Source organism: Bradyrhizobium sp. SPXBL-04 (genome assembly GCF_051853035.1).
GTDB classification, from domain to species: domain Bacteria; phylum Pseudomonadota; class Alphaproteobacteria; order Rhizobiales; family Xanthobacteraceae; genus Bradyrhizobium; species Bradyrhizobium zhanjiangense.
Genome location: NZ_CP182472.1, coordinates 7,024,248 through 7,046,535, shown reverse-complemented (window position 1 = coordinate 7,046,535; position 22,288 = coordinate 7,024,248). Strand labels below are relative to the sequence as shown.

General features: G+C 64.3%; 22 protein-coding genes and 1 pseudogene. 11 read left to right on the top strand and 12 right to left on the bottom strand.

The window, feature by feature from the left end:
* The first annotated feature begins 62 nt into the window (after window positions 1-62).
* Together ACNJX8_RS33670 and ACNJX8_RS33665 are read left to right on the top strand one after the other, a co-directional pair.
* The gene (locus tag ACNJX8_RS33670) at window positions 63-311 is read left to right on the top strand and encodes a hypothetical protein (RefSeq protein WP_128935934.1); all 249 of its coding nucleotides are present in this window, start codon (window positions 63-65) and stop codon (window positions 309-311) included.
* Between the two features lie 175 nt (window positions 312-486).
* Window positions 487-1,959: a carboxylesterase/lipase family protein gene (locus tag ACNJX8_RS33665; RefSeq protein ID WP_439358243.1), complete on the top strand. Its 1,473-nt coding sequence runs from the start codon at window positions 487-489 to the stop codon at window positions 1,957-1,959.
* Window positions 1,960-1,965: 6 nt separating this feature from the next.
* On the opposite strand, the gene ACNJX8_RS33660 is transcribed toward ACNJX8_RS33665, so the two are convergent.
* Window positions 1,966-2,145 carry a hypothetical protein gene (locus tag ACNJX8_RS33660; RefSeq protein ID WP_027572935.1) on the bottom strand — a complete coding sequence of 60 codons (180 nt, stop codon included), beginning with the start codon at window positions 2,143-2,145 and terminating at the stop codon, window positions 1,966-1,968.
* Between the two features lie 154 nt (window positions 2,146-2,299).
* Between ACNJX8_RS33660 and ACNJX8_RS33655 the strand changes: the two genes are divergently transcribed.
* Window positions 2,300-3,097 carry a DODA-type extradiol aromatic ring-opening family dioxygenase gene (locus ACNJX8_RS33655; RefSeq protein ID WP_439358242.1) on the top strand — a complete coding sequence of 266 codons (798 nt, stop codon included), beginning with the start codon at window positions 2,300-2,302 and terminating at the stop codon, window positions 3,095-3,097.
* Window positions 3,098-3,255: 158 nt separating this feature from the next.
* Here ACNJX8_RS33655 and ACNJX8_RS33650 read toward each other — a convergent pair whose 3' ends face one another.
* The 3 genes from ACNJX8_RS33650 to glgC form a co-directional block, all read right to left on the bottom strand.
* The gene (locus ACNJX8_RS33650) at window positions 3,256-3,516 is read right to left on the bottom strand and encodes a SemiSWEET transporter (protein ID WP_091878893.1); all 261 of its coding nucleotides are present in this window, start codon (window positions 3,514-3,516) and stop codon (window positions 3,256-3,258) included.
* Window positions 3,517-3,651: 135 nt separating this feature from the next.
* Window positions 3,652-5,109, bottom strand: a complete 1,458-nt coding sequence (glgA, locus tag ACNJX8_RS33645; RefSeq protein ID WP_439358241.1) for a glycogen synthase GlgA — start codon at window positions 5,107-5,109, stop codon at window positions 3,652-3,654.
* Entirely contained in the window at window positions 5,106-6,368 is a 1,263-nt protein-coding gene (gene glgC, locus ACNJX8_RS33640; protein WP_128935929.1) for a glucose-1-phosphate adenylyltransferase, read from the bottom strand. Before glgC ends, glgA begins: the two co-directional genes overlap by 4 nt.
* Before the next feature lie 379 nt (window positions 6,369-6,747).
* Between glgC and ACNJX8_RS33635 the strand changes: the two genes are divergently transcribed.
* On the top strand, window positions 6,748-7,170 hold the full coding sequence (locus tag ACNJX8_RS33635; RefSeq protein WP_091878885.1) for a hypothetical protein: 423 nt from the start codon (window positions 6,748-6,750) through the stop codon (window positions 7,168-7,170).
* A 10-nt stretch (window positions 7,171-7,180) separates the two neighbouring features.
* Here ACNJX8_RS33635 and ACNJX8_RS33630 read toward each other — a convergent pair whose 3' ends face one another.
* Window positions 7,181-7,324, bottom strand: coding sequence for a hypothetical protein (locus tag ACNJX8_RS33630; protein ID WP_439358240.1), 144 nt, complete (start codon window positions 7,322-7,324; stop codon window positions 7,181-7,183).
* Between the two features lie 155 nt (window positions 7,325-7,479).
* Between ACNJX8_RS33630 and ACNJX8_RS33625 the strand changes: the two are divergent.
* The 4 genes and pseudogenes from ACNJX8_RS33625 to ACNJX8_RS33610 all read left to right on the top strand — a co-directional run.
* Window positions 7,480-7,674 (top strand): annotated as a pseudogene (locus tag ACNJX8_RS33625) (ABC transporter substrate-binding protein); the annotation flags it as partial.
* Between the two features lie 334 nt (window positions 7,675-8,008).
* A complete protein-coding gene (locus ACNJX8_RS33620) occupies window positions 8,009-8,854 on the top strand; it encodes a CmcJ/NvfI family oxidoreductase (RefSeq protein ID WP_439358239.1) in 846 nt (281 codons plus the stop codon).
* 101 nt (window positions 8,855-8,955) lie between these two features.
* Window positions 8,956-9,270: a septal ring lytic transglycosylase RlpA family protein gene (locus ACNJX8_RS33615; protein WP_128942820.1), complete on the top strand. Its 315-nt coding sequence runs from the start codon at window positions 8,956-8,958 to the stop codon at window positions 9,268-9,270.
* 48 nt (window positions 9,271-9,318) lie between these two features.
* Complete coding sequence (locus ACNJX8_RS33610) at window positions 9,319-10,488, top strand: Gfo/Idh/MocA family protein (RefSeq protein WP_439358238.1); 1,170 nt, start codon at window positions 9,319-9,321, stop codon at window positions 10,486-10,488.
* A 188-nt stretch (window positions 10,489-10,676) separates the two neighbouring features.
* Here the strand turns inward: ACNJX8_RS33610 and ACNJX8_RS33605 are convergent, their stop codons facing one another.
* From ACNJX8_RS33605 to ACNJX8_RS33585, 5 genes are all read right to left on the bottom strand, one after another.
* Window positions 10,677-11,987: an ABC transporter substrate-binding protein gene (locus tag ACNJX8_RS33605; RefSeq protein WP_128942818.1), complete on the bottom strand. Its 1,311-nt coding sequence runs from the start codon at window positions 11,985-11,987 to the stop codon at window positions 10,677-10,679.
* A gap of 185 nt (window positions 11,988-12,172) precedes the next feature.
* Window positions 12,173-13,408, bottom strand: coding sequence for an ABC transporter substrate-binding protein (locus ACNJX8_RS33600; protein ID WP_439358237.1), 1,236 nt, complete (start codon window positions 13,406-13,408; stop codon window positions 12,173-12,175).
* 41 nt (window positions 13,409-13,449) lie between these two features.
* Complete coding sequence (locus ACNJX8_RS33595) at window positions 13,450-14,931, bottom strand: ATP-binding cassette domain-containing protein (protein ID WP_439358236.1); 1,482 nt, start codon at window positions 14,929-14,931, stop codon at window positions 13,450-13,452.
* Entirely contained in the window at window positions 14,931-15,857 is a 927-nt protein-coding gene (locus ACNJX8_RS33590) for a branched-chain amino acid ABC transporter permease (RefSeq protein ID WP_128945942.1), read from the bottom strand. Before ACNJX8_RS33590 ends, ACNJX8_RS33595 begins: the two co-directional genes overlap by 1 nt.
* Window position 15,858: 1 nt before the next feature.
* A complete protein-coding gene (locus tag ACNJX8_RS33585) occupies window positions 15,859-16,734 on the bottom strand; it encodes a branched-chain amino acid ABC transporter permease (RefSeq protein ID WP_091878870.1) in 876 nt (291 codons plus the stop codon).
* Between the two features lie 30 nt (window positions 16,735-16,764).
* On the opposite strand from ACNJX8_RS33585, the gene ACNJX8_RS33580 reads away from it, so the two are divergent.
* Window positions 16,765-17,034 carry a hypothetical protein gene (locus ACNJX8_RS33580; RefSeq protein ID WP_439358235.1) on the top strand — a complete coding sequence of 90 codons (270 nt, stop codon included), beginning with the start codon at window positions 16,765-16,767 and terminating at the stop codon, window positions 17,032-17,034.
* Window positions 17,035-17,170: 136 nt separating this feature from the next.
* Here ACNJX8_RS33580 and ACNJX8_RS33575 read toward each other — a convergent pair whose 3' ends face one another.
* Together ACNJX8_RS33575 and ACNJX8_RS33570 are read right to left on the bottom strand one after the other, a co-directional pair.
* Window positions 17,171-18,271 (bottom strand): NAD(P)/FAD-dependent oxidoreductase, encoded by a 1,101-nt coding sequence (locus tag ACNJX8_RS33575; protein ID WP_439358234.1) that lies wholly within the window; start codon window positions 18,269-18,271, stop codon window positions 17,171-17,173.
* A gap of 100 nt (window positions 18,272-18,371) precedes the next feature.
* Window positions 18,372-19,622, bottom strand: coding sequence for an SMP-30/gluconolactonase/LRE family protein (locus tag ACNJX8_RS33570; RefSeq protein WP_128942812.1), 1,251 nt, complete (start codon window positions 19,620-19,622; stop codon window positions 18,372-18,374).
* A gap of 175 nt (window positions 19,623-19,797) precedes the next feature.
* Between ACNJX8_RS33570 and ACNJX8_RS33565 the strand changes: the two genes are divergently transcribed.
* On the top strand, window positions 19,798-20,064 hold the full coding sequence (locus ACNJX8_RS33565; RefSeq protein WP_439362017.1) for a hypothetical protein: 267 nt from the start codon (window positions 19,798-19,800) through the stop codon (window positions 20,062-20,064).
* A 399-nt stretch (window positions 20,065-20,463) separates the two neighbouring features.
* Window positions 20,464-22,026, top strand: coding sequence for a 2-isopropylmalate synthase (locus ACNJX8_RS33560; protein WP_439358233.1), 1,563 nt, complete (start codon window positions 20,464-20,466; stop codon window positions 22,024-22,026).
* Window positions 22,027-22,288: the final 262 nt, after the last annotated feature.

The following is a 22,288-nucleotide window of genomic DNA, read 5'->3' as shown; positions in this document are numbered from 1 at the left end:
CACGCACCGCGATGCACAATCGCCGGGATTGTCCGGGCTAATCAGACCACATCCTTCTGTGTATGCTTGCGCTTACAAGCCACGCGTACCGACCGGGCGTCATGACAGAGTTGAGCGAGCGAACCAAAGCGAACATGGACGTCGTCCTGGAGGAGACGTGCCGCCAATTGCCACATGGCGGCGATCACGACAGCCGCAGATTCATCGCCGAACGCCTGATCGAGGCGGCACAGTCAGGGCACTCCACGCTCGGTGAGCTCGGCATCATCGCGCGCCGCGCGCTGGCGGAGCTCCTCGCCAAGAGTGGTTAGGTCGCAGGCGCGATTGAGCCAAGCGTCTGGCCGCATCGAAGGTGCGCTCCCTCGCCCCGCGCTTACGGGGCCGCGACGAGCTTCGCTCGCGCTGGGAGGTAAGACCTAGCTTGCCTCGCTGGCGGCCGCGGACGTAACCTGCTGGAACCGTTCCGCGCATCGAGATGCTCCGAAGATGCGATCCGTGCTCGCGCTTGTTGCGGCTTCCATTGTCCTGTGTGGCGTCGGCTCGGCCGTGGCACAGCCGGTCGGACAGTTTCCATTTGCGCTGACGCGTGAAGGACAGATGCTTGGCGCCGTCGAAGGCGAGGTGGCCTCCTTCAAGGGGCTGGCTTACGCGGCGCCGCCGGTCGGTGCGCTGCGCTGGCGCCCGCCGCAGCCGACGGCCGAGAGTTCGGAGATGCACACCGCCTACGACTACGGCGCGCCGTGCCTTCAACCGTCGCTGCCGGCCGCGCGCGAGGATTGCCTCACGCTGAACGTGTTTCGTCCCTTCGGGGTCGATGGTCCGTTGCCGGTGATGATGTTCATCCATGGCGGCGCCTTCGTCACGGGCACCGCGAACGATGCGGTGTTCGACGGCGCCAGGCTGGCACAGGCCGGCCTCATCGTCGTCACCGTGAATTATCGCCTCGGTGTGCTCGGCTGGCTCACTCACCCGGCGCTGTCGGAGGGCGGCTCCGGCAATTACGGCCTGATGGACCAGATTGCGGCGCTGCATTGGGTGCAGGACAATATCGCGGCATTCGGCGGCGATCCAAACAACGTCACTCTGTTCGGCAACGGCGCAGGCGCGACATCGATCGCACTGCTGATGCTGTGCCGGCAGGCGCGCGGTTTATTCCAGAAAGCCATTTTGCAATCGGTGCCCGGCCGCGCAGCTCTGCACTCGCCGCAGGAGGCGGAGGTCGTGAGCGCGTATTTCGCCGCTGGCCTCGCTTCCGAGCCGGATTTGCGGGCGGTCCCGCCGGCACGATTGCTGGCTGCCGAAGATCGCCTGCTGGCGAAGTTCGCGCGCGCCTTTGTGCCGGTCATGGATGGGAGCCTGGTGACGGAGAACATCGCTGCGGGATTCACAGCAGGGCACGAGAGCCGCATTCCCCTCATCATCGGCTCGAATGACGACGAGACGGGTTTCGGCGATGAACTCGACGACCAAGACGATCTTGCATCATCGGGCCGCACGATCGATGGGCTGCGCGAGCTCTATCCCAACCTTTTGAAACCTTCGGAGCTGAAAGCTCGGTTCTATACCGACAAGGTCTTCTCCGAGCCGGTCAGACTGCTGGCCCGTCTTCACGCGGCCACGGGCGCGCCGACCTTTCGCTATCGCTTTGGCTATGTCCCCGAGGCGCGGCGCGCAAATCCCGATCGTGGGCACGGACGCGAGTTGCAGTTCATCTTCGGTGCGGAAGGCGTGCCCGGTGCAGGAATCTTCTCGCGCGGCGATCGCGAGGTCGCGAGCCGCATGCGCGGCTACTGGATCAACTTTGCAAGAAGCGGCGATCCCAATGGTCCCGGTTTGCCCCATTGGGACGCGGCCGCAGACCGTGATCGCCTGCTGCTGATCACCGACGACCGCATCGCGAGCGGAGACGACCCCTTCGCGGAGCGTCTCGATCGGATGGCAGGTGAGGGCAGGAAATGAGTTGGATTATGCCGCGAGCTCGACGCGCGGCGCCGGGCTCAGCCGGTCTTCTTCCAGATAGTCGATCGCGCCGTCCTTTTCGACGGCGTAGAACTGCTGGCCTTCCCGCGACTTGAAGGCGGCGCGAACGACGCCGCGGCGGCCCTTGTCACTGTTGACGACGTCCCCCAGCGCAAACTTCCTCATCTTCCGTCCTCGTCTTCTGGCCGACTGCTTCGGCCACGCCGGGGATTTTGGAAGCCAAATCGTTAACGGCTTGCTAACCATGCCAGTTTGCCTATGCTCGCCGCCGATCGCGCGGGCAGCTCGCACGCGCCTGTTGCCAACGAGACACGAGCCTATGACGCGACTTCCGACCTTGTTCCTGTCGCATGGTGGCGGCCCCTGGCCGTTCATGGAGGACAGGCGGGTGCAATATGCGAAGACCGCCGCGGAGTTCGGCCGGTTGCCGCAGCTGCTCCCCGAAAGGCCGAAGGCCGTGCTCGTCATCACCGGACATTGGGAGGCCGACGCCTTCACCGTGTCGACCTCGGCGCATCCGCCGATGGTGTACGACTATTACGGTTTCCCCGAGCATACCTATCACCTCAAATATCCGGCGCCGGGCCAGCCCGCGCTTGCCGCAGAGGTGAAGGCGCTGCTCGCGCGCGCCGGCCTCGATTGCCGGGAGGATCCCAATCAGGGTTTTGACCACGGCACTTTCGTGCCGCTCGGCCTGATGTATCCGAACGCGGACATGCCGATCTTGCTGCTGTCGCTGAAGTCGAGCTATGACGCGGCCGAGCACATCAAAGTGGGGGAGGCGATCGCGCCGCTGCGCGACGAAGGCGTTCTGATCGTCGGCAGCGGGCTGACCTATCACAACATGCGCGGCTTCAATCGACCGGAGTCCAAGCCGGTTTCGTATGACTTCGAGGCCTATCTGAACGAGGCCATCAGCAATCCGGATGCGGCGTGCCGCAATGCCATGCTGGTCGACTGGGAGAACGCACCCAGCGCGCGTCTTGCGCATCCGCGCGAGGACCATCTGCTGCCGCTGATGGTCGCAGCCGGCGCCGCCGGCAGCGATTTCGGCCGCCGCGTCTTCGTCGACGAGGTCGCGGGCGTGGCGATGGCGTCGTATGTGTTTGGTGCGTGACTTTTCTCCCTCACCCCGCTTGCGGGGAGAGGGTCGGCGTGAGGGGGAGTCTCCGCGAGCGAGGTGAGAGTTGGATTCGTGGAGAGTCCCCCTCACCCGGAATCCGCGCTGCGCGAATTCCGACCTCTCCCCGCAAGCTGGGAGAGGTGAAGGGCAGCTCATCCGTATTTCAGCTTCATGAACAGAATGCCGCCGGCGAGCAGCATGGTGATGGCGTTGGCGGCGACCAGCGGGGCGTCGCCAGAGAGCAGGCCGTAGAGGAGCCAGAGCGCCAAGCCCAGCACCATGACCAGGAACATGCCGAGCGAGATGTCGCGCGCCGAGCGCGTTTTCCAGACTTTGATGAATTGCGGCGCGTAGGCGACGGTGGTGCAGGTGGCGGCGGCAAAGCCGAGCAGCTTGATCACGAAGGGGTCCATGCCGGGCTCTATAGCATGGATTCGACAATGGCCATGCCTAGAGTCCCGTTCCGATGAAATCGGAACGGGATTCTAGATTCTAGTTTTGACGCGTTTTCTTCACGCGAACCGGCATCCACTTCGCTCGAAAACGCTTTACGTGCGGCGCGCCGCCATGAGGTTGCGGTAGAGCACGGCATAGTCGCCGGCGCGGTTGCGCCAGGAGACGTCGGTCGCAAGGCCGCTTCGTTGCAGCCGCCGCCAGGTCAGCTTGTCGTGGAAGGTGGTGTTGGCCTTGCGCAGCGTGCCGGCGAGGGCGTCCGCTGTCACGGGGCCGAACTTGAAGCCGGTGGCATCGTGGCCGGACGCGTCGGCCTCGCCGATGTCGACGATGGTATCCTCGAGGCCGCCGACACGTGACACGATTGGGACGGCGCCATAGCGCAGCGCGCAGAGCTGGGTCAGGCCGCATGGCTCGAAGCGCGACGGCACGATCAGCGCGTCCGAGCCGGCCTGGATCAGATGCGCCAAGATCTCGTCATAGCCGATCACGACTCCGATCCGGCCGCGATTGGCGCGTGCGGCGGCCTGGTAACCGTCCTGGAGATCGCGATCGCCGCTGCCGAGCAGCGCGAGCTGCATGCCTTGGTCCAAAATGGTCGGAATGGCTTCGAGCAGGAGATCGAGCCCCTTCTGCCAGGACAGGCGGCTGATGACGCCGAGCAATGGCGCCTCGTCCGAGGAATCGAGATTGAACTGCTGTTGAAGCGCCGCCTTGTTCGCGGCCCGAAAGGTGAGGTCTTCCGCGCCGAAGCGGTAGGCGATGTGCGGATCGGTTTGCGGATTCCACACGGAAATGTCGATGCCGTTGAGGATGCCGCTGAGCACGCCCGCGCGTGCACGTAGCAAGCCGCCGAGCCCCATGCCGCCTTCGTCGCTCTGGATCTCCCGCGCGTAGGTCGGCGACACCGTGGTAATGCGATCGGCGAATTGCAGGCCCGCCTTTAAAAAGCTGATGCCGCCGAAATATTCGATTTCGTTGACGTTGAGGGAGTGCCAGGGCAGGCCGATCGCACCGATCAGCTCAGGGGCAAACTTGCCCTGATAGGCCATGTTGTGAATGGTCATCACGGTGCCGGGCCGCGGCCGGTTGTCATAGTGCAGATAGGCCGGCGCGAGCCCCGCCTGCCAATCGTGGGCGTGCACGATGTCGGGCACGAAGGCAGGCACGAGGCCGTGACCGATATCGGCGGCGACGCGCGAAAGCGCGGCGAAGCGCACGCCATTGTCCGGCCAGTCGACACCCTCGCTGGTGACGTAGGGGTTACCGGGCCGCGCATAGAGATGCGGCACGTCGAGCACGAACAGATCGAGGCCGTCGTGCGAGCCGGCGAGCAGCCGGCCCGGCCCGCCGAAATAGTTTGGCCAGCGCCGGATTTCCTCCGCGCCGGCGAGCATCCGCGTCACGTCGGGATAACCGGGCATCAGGGTGCGCATCTCGACGCCATGCGCCTTCAGTGCAACCGGGAGCGCGCCGGCGACATCCGCGAGGCCGCCGGTCTTGACGATGGGATAGACTTCAGAAGCGACCGCGAGGACGCGAACAGGTGTCATGTATTCAGCTTGTCGATCATCGGCTGGGTGATCAGCGAGATGCCCTGCTCGGTGGTGCGGAAGCGCTTGGCGTCGAACTCGGGATCTTCGCCGACGACGAGGCCCTCGGGGATGTCGACGCCGCGGTCGATCACGACGTTCTTCAGGCGAGCGCCGCGGCCGACATTGACATAGGGCATGATCACGGCGTTCTCGACATTGGCGTAGGAGTTGACCCGCACGCCGGTGAACAGCAGCGCGCGGCGCAGTGCGGCGCCGGAGATGATGCAGCCGCCCGAGACCAGCGAGCTCACGGCCTGGCCGCGCCGGCTCTCCTCGTCGTGGACGAATTTGGCCGGCGGCGTGATCTCCGCATAGGACCAGATCGGCCAGGCGCGGTCAAACAGATCGAGTTCCGGCACGACATCGGTGAGATCGATATTGGCGGACCAATAGGCGTCGACGGTGCCGACATCGCGCCAATAGGCGCCGTTGTGGCTGCTGGAGCGGACGCACGAGGTCGAGAACTGGTGCGCGAACGCGCGGCCGTTCTTGACGAGGTATGGAATGATGTCTCTGCCGAAATCGTGGTTCGAGTTCGGGTCCTCGGCGTCGCGCTTGAGCTGGTCGAACAGGAATTTCGCGTTGAAGACGTAGATGCCCATGCTGGCGAGCGAGACGTCCGGCTTGCCGGGCATCGGCGGCGGATCTTTCGGCTTCTCCAGGAACGAATGGATCCAGCCTTTCTCGTCGATATGCATGATGCCAAAGCCCGAAGATTCCGCGCGCGGCATCTCGAGGCAACCCACCGTGACGTCGGCGCCGCTCTCGACATGCTCGCGCAGCATCACCTCGTAGTCCATCTTATAGATGTGGTCGCCGGCCAGCACCACGATGAAGCGGCAGGCGTGGGATTCGATGATGTCGATGTTCTGGTACACAGCGTCCGCCGTGCCGACATACCACATGTTCTCGGAGACGCGCTGGCTGGCCGGGAGAATGTCAAAACTCTCGTTTCGCTCCGGGCGGAAGAAGTTCCAGCCCATCTGAAGGTGCCGGATCAGGCTGTGCGCTTTGTATTGGGTCGCGACCGCGATACGGCGGATGCCCGAGTTCACCGCGTTCGACAGCGCGAAGTCGATGATGCGGGACTTGCCGCCAAAATAGACCGCCGGCTTGGCGCGCCGGTCGGTCAGCTCCAAAAGCCGGCTGCCGCGTCCACCGGCGAGGACGAACGCCAACGCTTGGCGGGCAAGCGGTTCATTACCGACGGCACTCATGTCATCCTCCCACACTCTGGCATGCCGGGCTTTTTGTCGCGAGAAGCCCCGCGGTCCCGCGCCCATTGGAACCGATAGTAACGGTACGAATAGTAAATCGGGAAGTGGGTTGTTGGTTGCGCGCAACGGGAAGCTTAATGCTTTGCCTTGATGTCTTTGCCGTGGCCGAAGTGCTACAGCGTCGCGCCGCTGTCACATCGGGCGGAGCAGGTCGTTGGGCCTCACGTGCCGGCGACCACTTTGCAGCGGGGTATGAACGGGACTTGTGCGCCGCACGCAAGGTCCGGGCTTTGACTTGGCGCTTTGACTTGGCGCAAGGATGTTCGATCATGGTGTTGCGATCCTTTTCCAAGCGAAACGTCAGACAGGGAGTAAGACGATGAGGATCTGGACAACGGCAATTGCCTGTTCGCTGGCCGGCGTGGTCATGGCCGGCCAAATCGAGCAGGCCGCGGCGGGACCGATGCCGACCAACGTCGCGACCATGAAGGCCGCGGCCGGTGATGATGTCACGCAGGTGCATTGGCGCGGCGGCGGCTGGGGATGGGGCCTCGGTGGCCTCGCGGCCGGCGCGATCATCGGCGGCGCCATCGCCAGCGGCGCGCCCTACGGCTATGGCTATTATGGCGGCCCATATTACGGCGGCTATGGATATCCGGGATACGGCTATGGTTATGCGCCGGCCTATTACGGCTACGGGCCGGCCTACGCCTATCCGCGGTACTATGGCTATCGCCGGTACTATCGGCCTTATTACGGCTATCGGCCGTATCCGCGTCCGTACTACCGTGCCTATTGGTGATTTCACGCGGCTAAAGCGGAAGCCACACGATCAGGCTCATGCAGGCCAAATGCGCGAGCACGATCGCGGCGAGATGCAGCGGGCCTGGCTTGAGGCGAAAGCCGCGCATCTCGCCGCCCTTTGCCTTGCGGGATTTGCCTATTTCCGCGAACACAGTGCGCTCCCTCTCCCGCTTGCGGGGGAGGGTCGGGGTGGGGGTGTCTCCACGGACGAGAACCCCCAGAGGAGAAAGCCCTCACCCGGCGCGCTGCGCCGACCTCTCCCGCAAGCGGGAGAAATTGAGCGAGCCCGCGGCGCAGTCCGAAGGTCATCTCAACCGCCGTGCCACAGAACTGGCTCTCGCGCGCAAAGATCCGCATCGCGCCGATCGACGACGGCGTGGTCGCGGACGAGCAGAGCACGATCGACCTCTATTTCCGCTGGGGCCTGATCAAGCAGAAGCTGGATGCCGCGGAGATCGTGGATCGTTCGTTCGCCGATGCAATTGCGAAGGTGGGGTTGTAGTAGCGGCTCTCGTGTCCCGGACGCGGCGCAGCGTGAAACGCTGCTCCGCAGAGCCGGGACCCATGCCGCACAGAATGCTCTCACGGTTGGATGGGCCCCGGCTCAGCAGCGCATCGCTGAAGAAGCGCTGCGCTGCGTCCGGGGCACGAAACCTCACGAAGTTCTCAAGCATCCGTGAGACGAGACAGTGTTTCCATGGCACTCGCATTCCTCGATGCTTTCCTTCTTCGTTCTTCACGCCTGACAACACCCCCATTGCTATTTGCATCGCCTCCCTTGCACCCCGCGGCTCCGCGGCAAAAATCAATCCGACGACCATATCGGGAGACCGGCCATGGGCCTGCAAGAAACAAAAATCGAATCGCTTCCCTTCGTTACTGCCGAACTCAACTATCTCGCACCGACATCAGCCAAACCGCGTACCTACGCGTTCGATCCGCCCCCGGGCGAGCCGAAGAGCACGGCGCTTGCGGAGCCGCATCAGGTCCCGATCTTTGACGCGCGGCTGATTGCGCAGAATTTCTCGCTCGATCGCGAAGGCTTTGCGCTGGTGCGCCATCCGACGCAGGTGAAGGATTTTTACAACGACGAGGAAATTCGCGCCGTCTACTATCCCGCCGTCGAGGCGTTCCTGCAGGCGACGCTGAAGGCCGATCGTGTCGTCATCTTCGATCATACCGTGCGCAAGCGCGTCGAGGGCGCCGCCGACATTCGTGGTGGCGGCCCGCGCCAGCCGGCGACGCGCGTGCATGTCGATCAGACCGCTGTCTCCGGCGCCAATCGCGTGCGCGAGCACTTGCCTGACGAAGCCGAAGAGTTGCTGAAGGGGCGCGTGCAGGTGATCAATCTCTGGCGGCCGATCCGCGGCCCCTTGCGCGATTCACCGTTGGCGATGGCCGACGGCACGACGGTTGCGCCCGACGATCTCGTCGCCTCCGATTTGATCTATCCCAACCGTCGCGGCGAGACCTATTCGGTGAAGTACAATCCGAACCACCGCTGGTTCTATTTCCCCGAGATGACGCCGGGCGAGGCGCTGCTGCTCAAGTGTTATGACTCCGCAATCGACGGCCGCACGCGGTTCGGGCCGCACACGGCCTTCGTCGATCCGACCACACCGCGAGATGCCGCCCCGCGCGAGAGCATCGAGGTGCGCACGTTGGTGTTTCACAATCGGTAACAAAGTGTGATGGCACTGCCGGGCACCGCCCGGCAGTCTGTTGGGAACCTTGGGGAACAAAGCGACGTTGGCAGCGCCGGGCAGGTAACCGGGAGGGTGCCGTGCAAGCGCAGACGACGCTATTGATATCTCTTGCCAGCTTTTTGCTTTTTGCCTTTTCCGTTGCCCACGCCGAAAGCGGGCTTGCTTCGTACTACGGATATGGAAAGGCCGGTAAAGGTGGCGAGCTGACATGCGCGCACCGGACGCGTCCTTTCGGCACCGTGCTGAGGGTATCCTTCAGCGGACGAACGATTCAGTGCCGCGTCAACGATCGTGGCCCGTTCATCCGCGGCCGCATCGTCGATCTCTCCGTGCCCGCCGCCCGCGCACTGGGCATGATGAGCGCCGGCGTGGTGCGGGTCTCGGTGGATTAGGCCGGCAAGCGGGCTATAGTGCCACCCAAAGCAAGGGGTGAGGGCGCTATGGCAAGAATCAGAGTGGGACTCGTCGGCTGCGGCTTCGTGTCGGAGCTGCACATGTATGCGTTCCGGCGCGTCTATGGCGTGGACGTCGAGGTTGCGGCAGTGGCTGCGCGCGGCGATCATGTGGTCGAGTTCGCGACCCGCCACAACATCCCGCGCGTCCATCGCAGCTTCGCGGAAGTGATCGCGGACCGCGAGCTCGATGTCATCGACATCTGCACCCCGCCCAACCTTCATGCCGAGATGATCGTCGCCGGCATACAGGCGGGCAAGCACGTCATCTGCGAAAAGCCGTTTGCGGGCTATTTCGGCCGCGAGGGCGATGCGCGGCCGATCGGCAAGCATGTGCCGAAGGCGCTGATGTATGAGCGCGTGCTGGAGGAGATGGACGCGACGCGAGCCGCGATCGAGCGTAGCGGAAAATTGTTCATGTATGCCGAGGATTGGATCTACGCGCCCGCGGTGACCAAGACCGCCGAGATCATCAAGGCGACGAAAGACAAGATCCTGTTCATGAAGGGCGAGGAGAGCCATTCCGGCTCGCACGCCGCGCATGCCGCGCAATGGGCGATGACGGGCGGCGGCTCGCTGATCCGCATGGGCTGTCACCCGCTCTCGGCCGTGCTTTATCTGAAGCAGGTCGAGGCCAAGGCGCGTGGCGAGACCATCGGCGTCGCCAGCGTCACTTGCGATGTCGGCAACGTTACCGCTGGCCTCAAGAGCGAAGAACGCACCTACATCAAGGCCAATCCGGTCGATGTCGAGGATTGGGGCACGCTGACGGCGACCTTCTCCGACGGCACCAAGGCGACGGTGTTCTCCGGCGACATGATCATGGGCGGCGTGCGCAACCTGATCGAGACTTACACGAGCGGCGGCTCGCTGTTCGCCAACATCACCCCGAACACGCATCTGATGAGCTATCAGACCAGCGAGGAGAAGCTCGCCAGCGTCTACATCACCGAAAAGGTCGACCGCAAAACCGGCTGGCAATATGTCTGCCTCGAGGAGGAATGGACGCGCGGATATTTGCAGGAGATCCAGGACTTCATGGAATGCGCCGCGACGGGACGGAAGCCGCTCTCGGACCTCGCGCTGGCCTATGAGACGATCAAGGTGAACTATGCCGGGTATTGGGCGGCGGAGCAGGGAAGAAGGGTGGTGTTGTAGGGAGTGCTGCTCTTTACCCTCCCTGGAGGGGGAGGGTCGATCGCGCGAAGCGCGAGCGGGGTGGGGTGATCTCTCCAATCGGGCAGTGCCCGTGTGGAGAGATCACCCCACCCCGCCACGCATTCCGCTTCGCTGCATGCGTAGCGACCCTCCCCCTCCAGGGGAGGGTGGACCGCTCGCGCCGCGCCTCACGCCCCGTAGGTCGAGCCCTTCGGCAGCGGGAAGACCGGCTCCCGCGTCCGGATATTCGTCGGCCACACCACCGAGATGTGCTCGCCGGCATTCTGCATCACGACCGGGGTCGAACGCTCGTTCTGGCCGGAGAGCGGCGTGCCCGGCGGGAAGAATTTCACGCCATAGCCTTGGATGGTGCCACCGGCGGGGATGTCGACGTCGAGCGCTGCTTTGCGAACGGCCTCGGGCTCGAAGCTGCCGTACTTCTCCTTGGCGACCGGCAGCACATTGTTGAGCAGCACCCAGGTCTGGTTAAAACCCATCGAGCAGTGCGGCGGCACGTCGGTCGCGCCGGTCTTGGCCTGGTAGCGGGAGACCATGGTCTTGATCAGATCGCCCATGCCCGGCGCGAGCTTGGCGGGATCGAGCAGCTGCGCCGGTACCGGATCGATGTTGCAGAAATTGTCGATGTCGGAGCCGAAAGTCGCACGCAGCTTGTCGAGCTGGCTGTAGCCGGCACCGGCCCCGAACAGCATCTTGAAACGCAGGCCGCTCTCGCGGGCCTGGCGCAGGAACAGGGTGATGTCGGGGTTGTAGCCTGCGTGCGAGATCACGTCGGCCTTGGCGCGCTTGATCTTGGTGACCAGCACCGAGAGATCGGGCGCCGAGGCCGAATATCCCTCGCGCAGCACCACCTGGATGCCGGCCTGCTTGGCGTAGGCCTCGTCGGCGGAGGCAACGCCGACGCCATAGGGGCCGTCCTCGTGGATCAATGCGACCTTGACCTCCTTGGGGTCGATGCCGAGCTTGGCTTTCGCATGCTCGTTGATGAAGCTTGCAAAGGCCTGCCCGTACTGGTCGGAATGAATCTGCGCGCGGAAGACGTATTGCAGATTCTTGTCCTTGAACACGGCGGTCGAGACCGCGGTCGTGATCCAGAGGATCTTCTTCTGCTGCTCGACCCTGGCGGCGAGCGGCACGGCGTGCGAGCTCGCATAGACGCCGTTGAGGATATCGACCTTCTCCTGGTTGATCAGGCGTTCGGCCTCGTTGATCGCGACGTCCGGCTTGCTCTGGGAGTCGGCGGCAACAGGCACGATCTTGGTCTTGCCTCCGATCCCGCCCTTCTCGTTGACGAGATCGATGGCGATCTGCGCACCGATCGAAGAGGCGACCGAACCGCCTGCGGCGAACGGGCCGGTCAGATCGTAGATGACGCCAATTCGCAAATTCTCGGCTTGGGCCTGGGCCCGTGTCCAATCGAGGCTGAGTGCGGCGGCGGCAGCCGCCGAGGTCTTCAGCAGCTGCCTGCGTGAAGTCGGCATCCTATCCTCCCTCAATTAATTTGGATATTTGGCTGTTATTTTTGCGAAGTATTGGGAGCGGGATGGCGAAAGTCAACATCGCCCAAGGTCGATAGGGCAGGCGGCGGCGTAGAACGCATCTGCGAAAGGCAGCAAAAAGCCCATCACTCCGCGCGGAGCGATGGGCCTCCTGTCGATGCGACTGGTTACTGCGACAGCTTGACGAAGGTCGGAAACTTCATCTTGCCCTCCGCGATCTTCTCGGGCCAGACCACGACCTGCTTGGAGTCCTGCCACTGGAAGACGAGGCCGGTGACAGCACCGGGGCCCGACTTGATGCCATGGGTGAACTCGTCGTTCTTGCCGTAGAACTGGATGCGGCCGATCGTGCCCTCGTAATCGGTCTTCTCGAGCTCGGCGACCATCTTGTCGGGATCGGTCGAGCCGGCGCGCTTGATTGCTTCCGTGATGAAGTAGACCTCGTCATAGGAGGTGTAGCCGGTATAGGCCGGCGGCGTGCCGAACTTGGCCTTGAAGGCGGCCGCGAACGGCTTCGTCTTGGGAGTGACGGCGACGTCGGGCGTCGCCACCGCCAGCGACGGTATGCCGTCGGCCGCGCCATTGGTGTCCTTCCAGAAGGTCGGGCTCAGCGCCTGCGCGCTGATGCCGAACATCGGGATCGGCACCTGCTGGTTCTTCCACTGCACCGTCGGCTGCACGCCGACATGCGAGATGCCGGTGACGATCACGTCGGGCTTCTTGCCTTCGATGTTGTTGAAGATCGGCGTGAAGTCGGTGGTATCAGGTGAGAAGCGGACGTGCTCGACGACCTTGAGGCCGGCCTTCGGCAGGCATGCCTCGTAGCCGACATCGAGCGGCTTGGTCCAGGCGGCGTCCTCGCTCATGATCGCGACGGTCTTGAACTTGAGCTTGTCGACGAGCAGGTCCTTGGCCGCGTCGCAGACGAGCTGCGCTTGGGCTGCCGAGGTCAGGTAGCCGTGGAAGGTGTACTTGTTCTTCTCGTAGTCGTTGTGGATGGCCTTGGTGATCTCGTTCGAGGCGGCGCCTGGCGTGATCAACGGCATCTTCAGCCGCGCCGCCCAGGGCTCCAGCGCCAGAACGACCTCGCTGATATAGCTTGCGATCACCGCGGAGACCTTGTCCTCGCTGACCGCACGCTGGAAGGCGCGCACGGAATCCGCCGACGAGCTCTTGTTATCGTAGGTGACGATCTCGATCTTGCGGCCGAGCACGCCGCCGTTGGCGTTGATCTCGTCGGCAGCGATCTGCGCGCCGCCCGGCGTCGCCGCACCGGCGATCGACTGCACCTCGGCGATGACGCCGATCTTGATCGGATCGGTCGACTGCGCGTAGGCGGGTGCCGCGAGGCACAGCGCCAGCGCGTAGGCGAGCAGGCTGCTGTTGAGAACTAATGGTCGCATGGTCGTTTCCTTTTCCATGTTTTTTGTTGATGTTGACGGACTCAAAGAAAATCGGCGCCGGCCTCGCTCGCGAAGCGGCCGGGATCGCCCTCCCAGACGATCCTTGCATGCTCCAGTACATAGACCCGGTCGGCATGCGGCAGCGCGAAGGTCACGTTCTGCTCGCCGAGCAACACCGTGATCGACGTGGTCTGCCGCAACTTGGTCAGCGCCTTGGACAGTTGCTCGAGGATGACGGGGGCAAGGCCCAGCGTCGGCTCGTCCAGGATCAGGATCTGCGGCTGCATCATCAATGCGCGGCCGATGGCGAGCATCTGCTGCTCGCCGCCGGAGAGCGTCTGTGCCAATTGCCCCTGGCGCTCCTTCAGGATCGGGAACAGCTCGAACAGCCAGGCGAGCTGTGCCGCGCGCTTGTCATCGGAAAGGTGCTGGCCGCCGAGATCGAGGTTTTCCCGCACGCTCATCTCGCCGAACAGCTCGCGCGATTCCGGGCATTGCACAAGGCCGCTGCGTGCGATCCTGGCTGGGCTGATGCCGCGCAGCTTCTCGCCGCCACGGACGATCTCGCCACTATAGGGCAGGAAGCCGGAGATGGTGTTGAATAGCGTGGTCTTTCCGGCGCCGTTGAGGCCAACGACCGAGACGAACTCGCCCTCATGGACGTGGATCGAGACGTTCTCCAGCGCCTGGGCCTTGCCGTAGAACACGCTGACATTCTCGACCTGGAGCAGCGGCACCTTGTCCTTGAAGCTGGTCTCGGGCCGCGCATGGGTCTCGATGGCGCCGCCGAGATAGACACGACGCACGGTCTCGTTCTTCATCACGTCGTCGGCCCTGCCGGTGACGATCTCCTCGCCGAGATACATCGCGAGCACGCGGTCGACGAGGGCGGCGACGCTCTTGACGTTGTGGTCGACCAGCATCACCGCGCGGCCCTCGTCGCGAAAGCTGCGGATCAGGTCGGAGAAGATGTCGACCTCGGCCCGCGTCAGGCCGGCGAAGGGCTCGTCGACCAATACGACCTTGGGGTCACGCGCGATCGCCTTGGCAAGCTCGAGCCGGCGCAGATCGGCAAACGGCAGCGTCGGCGGGCGGCGGTTCATGACTGCGCCGAGGCCGACGCGCTCGGCGATCCATTTGGCGCGCTCGACCAGCGCCTTGTCCGGAAACAGCATGAACAGGCTGTCCGGCAGCAGCGCCACCATGATGTTTTCCAGCACCGTCTGCCGGTTCAGCGGCCGCGAGTGCTGGAACACCATGCCAAAGCCTTTGCGCGCGATCTTGTGCGCGGGCAGGCCGGCGACGTCCTCGCCCTCGAAGACGACTTCGCCTGATGTCGGGCGCTCGATGCCCATCACGCTCTTCATCGCGGTCGACTTGCCGGAGCCGTTCGGCCCGATCAGGCCAAAGATCTCGCCGGCGTTGACCTCGAAGCCGAGGTTCTTCACCGCGGTTAAGCCACCGAAGCGTTTGGTCAGGCCGCGAACTTCGAGCACGGCCCGGTTTGAAAGCCTCATATCCATCACGAGCGCGCCTCGCGCGAGAGGGCCGCTCCGAGGAAGCCGCCGGGGAAGAACAGCACGACGAGGAGCGCGACCGCCGAGACGATGAAGGTTGCGAGCTCACCGGTCGGCCGCAAGAACTCGCCGGCGACGATCAGGAAGATCGCGCCCAACGCCGCGCCAAGCACGGTGCGGCGGCCGCCGAGCACGGCCGAGACGATCACGTTGACGCCGACCGCGACGTCGACGACGGTGCCGACCGAGGCGGTGCCGAAGTAGAACACCAGCAGCGCGCCCGACAGCCCCGAGAAGAACGCGCTGACGATGAAGGCGGCGAGCTTGTGCTTGACGATGTTGAAGCCGAGCGCGCCGGCCTGCACCGGATCCTGGCCGCTGGCCTGCAGCACGAGTCCAACAGGCGATTGCGACAGGCCGTAGAGGATTGCGGCCGAGATCGTCATGAAGCCGAGCGCGATCCAGTAGTTCGTGCCGGCATTGATGGAGATGACGTCGGGGATGGTGAGCCCGATCTCGCCGCCGGTGAGGTCGGCGAACACCACGATGAAATTCTGCAGCATCAGCACCGCAACCAGCGTGGTCAGGCCGAAATAGGGCCCGCGCACGCGCAAGGCCGGCAGCGCCAGCACGAGGCCGGCGATGACGGCGGCGAGGGCGCCGAGGACGATGCAGAGATAAACCGACCAGCCAAACTGGGCATTGAGGATGCCGGCGGCGTAGGCACCGACGCCGATCAGGAAGGTCGGCCCGAAATTGACTTCGCCGGCAAAGCCGAACAAGAGGTCCCAGGCCATCGCGAACACGCCGAAATAGAACGCGACGGTGAGCAGGCCGAGCACGTAGCCGGAGACGTAGAGCGGCAGCGTTGCCGCGATGATGACGAGCGCGAGCGAGATGAAGAACAGGCGCGAGGTGAAGAAGGTAGACATCTCAGCGCCTCCCAAGAAGGCCCTGGGGCCGGATGTACATCACGAACACGAGCAGCAGCAGCGCCGGGATGGTGCGGTAGGCCGGCGAGAGCAGGTAGGCCGTCAGGGTCTCGAGATAGCCGACCACGAAGGCCGCGATCAGCGAGCCGGACACGCTGCCGAGCCCGCCAAGCACGACGATCGAGAACGCGCTCGCGGTCAGCGGACCGACGCTGTAGGAGCTGACCCCTAAGAACATGCCGAGCAGCACACCGGCGATGCCGGCCAGGATGCCGTAGATCGCCCACACCACGATGTAGATGTTGGTGAGCTCAAGCCCGAGCAGGGTGACACCGCGCGGGTTCATCGAGGCCGCCAGCACGGCCTTGCCGGTGCGGGTGCGGTTCACCAGGAGCCACAGCAGCGCGATGACCAGGCAGCAGACGATCGCCGTGAAAATCTCGTTGCGCGGCGTGCGGACGCCGAGGATCTCGACCACGCCGTCGACGATCGGCAGCACGGTCTTGGCGTTGTTGGTGAAGAAATAGGCGATCAGCTCCTGGATCATGATGCCCCACAGCAGGGTGCCGGTGAGGACGAAGATCTCCTTCTCCTCGTTCGGAATGCGCCGCGAATCCTGGATCGGCTTCACCACCGCGAAATAGGTGGCGAAGGCGGTGAGAAGCGCGACGCCGACGCCGATCAGCGCGCCGGCATAGGTGCCGACATTGAGGATGCTGGCGGCGGCCCAGGCCGCCACCGCTGCGGCCACCATGATGGCACCGTGAGAGAGGTTGAGCACGCCGGAGACGCCGAAGATCAGCGTGAAGCCGGTTGCACCGAGAGCGTAGAGAGCGCTGATGGCAAAGCCGTCGATCAAAATCTGGAATGCTCGCATTGAGAATTGGCCGGGCAGTCTGGCTGCCGCTTGGAGGAAAAGCTGCTGCGTGCACCGCATGCGGAATGCTTTCCGGGCAAGGCCCGGATGCCGTTCCGTTCAATTTGCGGTGGGCTTGATGGAGCTCTGGAGACTGACGTCAGTCCTGACGACGTCCTCCGGCGCGCCGGTCACGGCGGCGTCGAGCGAATTCGCAATGCAACAGAGAGTCTTTTCTTCATGTTGTTTTTCTCCCTTGAGCAAGCCTCTTGTGAGCTATTGGGGCGCGACTATACCGGCGAGGGCATTCTCGGCAAGTGAAACTGCATTGAGGATTGTGAGAGGCGGACTAAAGTCTAGCGCCGCGCAAATAGAGAGCAGCGGGGGCTCAGGGCCATTAGGCATGCAGATTTCGTCGGCGCCCATGCAAGTACGCGCGAACATGACTTCGCTCGGTTCAGCGCGTTTGCAGCAGCGACGGATCGAGTGGACTAAGCCGCGCGGGATCGAATGGTGAGAGGTCGATCTGCGTTGTCCCCTCGGCGATCAGTTGCGCCAACGCCTCACCGGTGGCGGGTGCGTTGAGAATGCCCCAGACATTGTGTCCGGTCGCAACGTAGAGACCCTCGCTCTGCGGCACCTTGCCGATCAACGGCAAGCCGTCCTGCGTCACCGGGCGGAAGCAGGCCTGCCGCGCGATGATCTTCTCGGGCCGGAACAGCGGCGACAGCCGCTCGCTCATCGCCTCCAGGCGCGCGATCGCGTCCTGGTCGGGCGTCACGGCTGCGGGATCGAGCGGCAGCGGCGCGACGTCGGAGAGTGCCGTGATATGCGTGCTACCATCGGCGCGCGGGAAAACCTCGATCGACACGGCGCTGCCGCCGTCCTCGTGCTCGAGGAACAGCGCATCGGCCGGCACGTCCGCGCCGGTGTCGTACACGATGCTCGGGCTGCGCTGGCCGTAGACCGCGGGCAGGCTCATCCATTGCGAGGCCAGCAGCGACCATGGTCCCATGGCGATGACGACGGCGTCCGCCTCGATGATGTCTCCGTCGATCTCGACGCCCTTTGCGGCTATTTCATCTGCGTCGCGCACGATGCCGGTGACGCGGCCGAGGCGAAGCTCCGCACCTAGCGCGAGTGCCCCGTTCATCGTGGCCGACGTGAATTTTCCGGGATGGACGATCGCAGTGGTTTTTGGCGTGCCGATGCGCTGTGCGATGATGACGCCGTCACTCAGCCAGCCGAGCGCGGATGGTGAGTCCCGGCGAGGATCACTATCGGCTGCAACGAATCCGCTATATGCGGACATCGCGCGATAGCCCCAATCGCCCGCGATCTGCTCCGGCAGTTGTGCGTGAAGCGCAAAGCTACGCCGCGCCAGCGCATCGAGCGGCGTGCCGGCGCACCAGTCGCCCGCCAGGAAGCCACCAGCCTTGCCGGACGCGGCGGCCGCGATCTCGGTTCGCTCCACGACAGTCACGTCGATGCCGCGGCGCCGCAGAAACCAAGCAGTGCATGCGCCGATCACGCCGCCGCCGCAGATCACGACACGCATGGTTTTCTCCTCGAAGTGCACTCGCGCGCCGAAGGATTATCAAAACAATTCGGCGCCGGCGAGGAGCGCCGGCGCCGCTTCGCAATGGAGCTTGCATCGCTCAGCCCGGGCCGGCGCCTTGCGTCGCCGTGTAGACCGCGTAGAGCGACTGGCTCGCGGCCATGAACAGGCGGTTGCGCTTGGGGCCACCGAAGCAGACGTTGCCGCATACTTCCGGCAGGCGGATGCGGCCGAGCAGCTTGCCGTCCGGTGACCACACCGTCACGCCGTTGTAGCCGACGGCGCGCCCGGCATTGCTGGAGGCCCAGACATTGCCGTTGACGTCACAGCGCAGGCCATCCGGCCCGCACTTCACGCCGTCGATCACGCAATCGCTGAACTTCTTAGGGTTGGAGAGCTTGTTGTCGCTGCCGACGTCGAACACGAAGATCTCGCCCTTGCCGCCCGCTCCGGTGTCGCCCGGTCCCTTGCCGGTCGAGGCGATGTAGAGCTTCTTGTAATCGGGTGAGAAGCAGAGGCCGTTCGGATCTGGCACCTGGTCTTCGGTGACGACGAGGTCGATGCGGCCCGAAGGGTCGATGCGATAGCAGTTGGTCGGCAACTCGCGCTTGCCTGCCACGAAGCCGGCGGGTTGTCCGATCCGCGGATTGAGCTTGCCGCCTGCATTGCTCGGGCCGCCTGCGACATCGGGCTCGCCTTCGTAGAGCTGGCCGCCATAGGGCGGATCGGTAAACCAGTAGCTGCCGTCGGGATGCGCGGCGATGTCGTTCGGCGAGTTCAGCTTCTTGCCCTGATAGGAGTCCGCGAGCACGGTGGCGGTGCCGTCATGCTCATAGCGGGTCACCCGACGCGTCAGGTGTTCGCAGGAAAGCTGGCGGCCCTGGAAGTCGAATGAGTTGCCGTTGGAATTGTTGGACGGCGCACGAAACACGCTGACGCGACCGTCGTCCTCGCTCCAGCGCATCTGACGGTTGTTGGGAATGTCGCTCCACAGCAGATAACGTCCTTGCGCGCTCCAGGCCGGGCCCTCGGCCCAGAGCACACCGGTGTAGAGCCGCTTGATCGCGGTGTTAGGCTGCGCGAGATCGTTGAAGGACGGATCGACGGCGATGATGTCGGGGTCCCAGAAATAGGTGGTCGGCGCGCCACTGGGGCCGAAGTCGCGCGGCGGGGTGGTGATCGTCGTTGGCGGTGCGGCGGGGCCGGCCTGCGCCAGCGCGGAGCCGGCTCCGGCCATTGTGGCGGCGGCGCCGAGCGCAAGCCCTTGTACAACTCCTTGGACGAGTGTTCGTCGTGACAGCGCACCATCGTGGTCACGCTGCTCTCCGTCACGAGCCTCTTGGCGTGTCATCGCGTCCTCCCGATCATGTTCGCTGGCCGGTTGATCCGGCCGAGCGGGCGGAGGTTAATGCGGTCCGCAGCCGGTTGCGAGGGGTGGAATCGAAACCGCTGCGCGAGGCGGGTCGCAATTTCGTCACCTTCGAATGCGTTTGGGTTGGAGGCTGACGGGGATAAAGCCGGAGCTCATTGTGCAAATTGTCGTCCTGGTCATTCTGCTCGCGATCCCATTTGCGGCCGGCTACTTCACGCGGGACTACGTCTCCCGCAAAAGGCGGGCGGAGGCACGCCGCTGGCGTGAATACACTGAGCCGGATTGGCTCTCCGCCCACGCGCCGGCAAACACCAACGAGATCACGAACGCCGGCGCCTCCGTGGTTACCACCGGCGAGCTTGGCCAGATGCTGAACCGCTGGGAGAGCAGGGCCCGCGCCCGTCGCACCGGCACCGGATAGCCGGCAGTCGCGCGCTAGCCGACAAATTCCCCTCTACTAGGTCAGCTCTCCTGACCATCTTTTGGCGTTGCAGTTGCGGCCGTTTCTCGTCTAGAAACGGGCGCATCGAGCCTCCCGGCAACCAACCGTCAACGGTTTTGACCGAGGATTGTGGGCTCAAAAAGGGTCTGGCAATGCTGATTCGCGGCCAAATCGATGGGATTTCGGGTGAGGTGGCTGCGGCCGCCGCCACGATCCCGGCCGCGCTGCCCACCCTCCTCCTTGGCGGGCTTCTTCTTAGCTGCCCCTGAGGGCCGGCTGGGCGCCACGCGCCTGGGCGCTCAGGGGTTGGTCGAGATCACCGGACACCTCAAGCGCCCAGCAGACTGAACGGCGCAAAAGCTCAAAAGGAAATTTGGAATGGCCACCGTGAACAAGTCCGACAAGGACCGCGTCATCATTTTCGACACCACGTTGCGCGACGGCGAGCAGTGCCCCGGCGCCACCATGACCTTCGAGGAGAAGCTCGAGGTCGCCGAACTCCTGGACGACATGGGCGTCGACGTCATCGAGGCCGGCTTCCCGATCACCTCCGAAGGCGACTTTCAGGCGGTCAGCGAGATCGCACGCCGCTCCAAGAATTCGGTGATCGCCGGCCTGTCGCGCGCGCACCCGGCCGACATCGACCGCTGCGCCGAGGCGGTGAAGTTCGCCAAGCGCGGTCGCGTCCACACCGTGATTGCGACCTCGCCGCTGCACATGCGGGTGAAGCTGAACAAGACCCCGGAGCAGGTGATCGAGACCTCGATCGCCATGGTCGCCCGCGCCCGCAACCAGATCGACGACGTCGAATGGTCGGCCGAGGACGGCACCCGCAGCGAGATGGACTTTCTGTGCCGCATCGTAGAGGCCGTGATCAAAGCCGGCGCCACCACGGTGAACATCCCCGACACCGTCGGCTATACGGTGCCGGAGGAATACACCCACTTCATGAAGACGCTGATCGAGCGCGTGCCGAACTCGGACAAGGCGGTGTTCTCCGTGCACTGCCATAACGACCTCGGCATGGCGGTGGCGAACTCGCTGGCCGGCGTGGTCGGCGGCGCGCGCCAGGTCGAGTGCACCATCAACGGCATCGGCGAGCGCGCCGGTAACGCGGCGCTCGAAGAGATCGTGATGGCGATCAACGTGCGCAACGACAAATTCCCGTACTGGAACAAGATCGACACCACGCAGCTGACCCGCGCCTCGAAGATGGTATCGGCGGCGACCTCGTTCCCGGTGCAGTACAACAAAGCCATCGTCGGCCGGAACGCGTTCGCGCATGAGAGCGGCATCCACCAGGACGGCGTGCTGAAGGACGCCTCCACCTACGAGATCATGCGCCCCGAGATGGTCGGCCTGAAGCAGTCCTCGCTGGTGCTGGGCAAGCATTCCGGCCGTCATGCCTTCGTGCACAAGCTCGAGGAGATGGGCTACAAGCTCGGTCCGAACCAGCTGGAAGATGCGTTCACGCGGATGAAGGCGCTGGCCGACCGCAAGAAGGACATCTACGACGAGGACATCGAGGCGCTGGTCGATGAGGAGATCGCGGCCTCGCACGACCGCATCAAGCTGACCTCGCTGACCGTGATCGCCGGCACCCATGGCCCGCAGCGTGCGACCATGAAGCTCGACGTCGACGGTCAGATCAAGATCGAGGAGGCCGAGGGCAACGGTCCGGTCGACGCGGTCTTCAACTGCATCAAGCGCCTGGTGCCGCACGAGGCCAAACTCGAGCTGTACCAGGTTCACGCGGTAACCGAAGGCACCGACGCACAGGCCGAGGTCTCGGTGCGGCTGTCGCAGGACGGCCGTTCGATGACGGCGCGTGCGGCCGACCCGGATACGCTGGTGGCCTCCGCAAAGGCCTATCTCGGCGCGCTCAACAAGATCGTCATGAAGCGCCAGCGCGATACGGTGACGGCGGCAGCGGCGAGCTGACGCAGCTGACTCCGCCTCTCCCGCTGGCGGGAGAGGCCGACGCGCTCGGCAGCGCACTTGCGCGCCGGAGCGAGGCGGGTGAAGGCTCCGTTCTCACAGGGAATGTCCCCGCGCTCTCCCCAACCCTCTCCCGCAAGCGGGAGAGGGCGCAGCGATGCTCGCGGCATTCACCATGAATACCTGCCCTGCTAACGGCCAATAGCCGTGCAGGCTGCCGGCCTGTATTGATGCTGTCGGCATGAGGATAGGCCGCTCGGCATGC

Coding starts and splice junctions, on each gene's coding strand:
- ACNJX8_RS33670 (WP_128935934.1), top strand. CDS start 63: ATGCTTGCGCTTACAAGCCACGCGTACCGACCGGGCGTCATGACAGAG.
- ACNJX8_RS33665 (WP_439358243.1), top strand. CDS start 487: ATGCGATCCGTGCTCGCGCTTGTTGCGGCTTCCATTGTCCTGTGTGGC.
- ACNJX8_RS33660 (WP_027572935.1), bottom strand. CDS start 2,145: ATGAGGAAGTTTGCGCTGGGGGACGTCGTCAACAGTGACAAGGGCCGC.
- ACNJX8_RS33655 (WP_439358242.1), top strand. CDS start 2,300: ATGACGCGACTTCCGACCTTGTTCCTGTCGCATGGTGGCGGCCCCTGG.
- ACNJX8_RS33650 (WP_091878893.1), bottom strand. CDS start 3,516: ATGGACCCCTTCGTGATCAAGCTGCTCGGCTTTGCCGCCGCCACCTGC.
- glgA (WP_439358241.1), bottom strand. CDS start 5,109: ATGACACCTGTTCGCGTCCTCGCGGTCGCTTCTGAAGTCTATCCCATC.
- glgC (WP_128935929.1), bottom strand. CDS start 6,368: ATGAGTGCCGTCGGTAATGAACCGCTTGCCCGCCAAGCGTTGGCGTTC.
- ACNJX8_RS33635 (WP_091878885.1), top strand. CDS start 6,748: ATGAGGATCTGGACAACGGCAATTGCCTGTTCGCTGGCCGGCGTGGTC.
- ACNJX8_RS33620 (WP_439358239.1), top strand. CDS start 8,009: ATGGGCCTGCAAGAAACAAAAATCGAATCGCTTCCCTTCGTTACTGCC.
- ACNJX8_RS33610 (WP_439358238.1), top strand. CDS start 9,319: ATGGCAAGAATCAGAGTGGGACTCGTCGGCTGCGGCTTCGTGTCGGAG.
- ACNJX8_RS33605 (WP_128942818.1), bottom strand. CDS start 11,987: ATGCCGACTTCACGCAGGCAGCTGCTGAAGACCTCGGCGGCTGCCGCC.
- ACNJX8_RS33600 (WP_439358237.1), bottom strand. CDS start 13,408: ATGCGACCATTAGTTCTCAACAGCAGCCTGCTCGCCTACGCGCTGGCG.
- ACNJX8_RS33595 (WP_439358236.1), bottom strand. CDS start 14,931: ATGGATATGAGGCTTTCAAACCGGGCCGTGCTCGAAGTTCGCGGCCTG.
- ACNJX8_RS33590 (WP_128945942.1), bottom strand. CDS start 15,857: ATGTCTACCTTCTTCACCTCGCGCCTGTTCTTCATCTCGCTCGCGCTC.
- ACNJX8_RS33585 (WP_091878870.1), bottom strand. CDS start 16,734: ATGCGAGCATTCCAGATTTTGATCGACGGCTTTGCCATCAGCGCTCTC.
- ACNJX8_RS33575 (WP_439358234.1), bottom strand. CDS start 18,271: ATGCGTGTCGTGATCTGCGGCGGCGGCGTGATCGGCGCATGCACTGCT.
- ACNJX8_RS33570 (WP_128942812.1), bottom strand. CDS start 19,622: ATGACACGCCAAGAGGCTCGTGACGGAGAGCAGCGTGACCACGATGGT.
- ACNJX8_RS33560 (WP_439358233.1), top strand. CDS start 20,464: ATGGCCACCGTGAACAAGTCCGACAAGGACCGCGTCATCATTTTCGAC.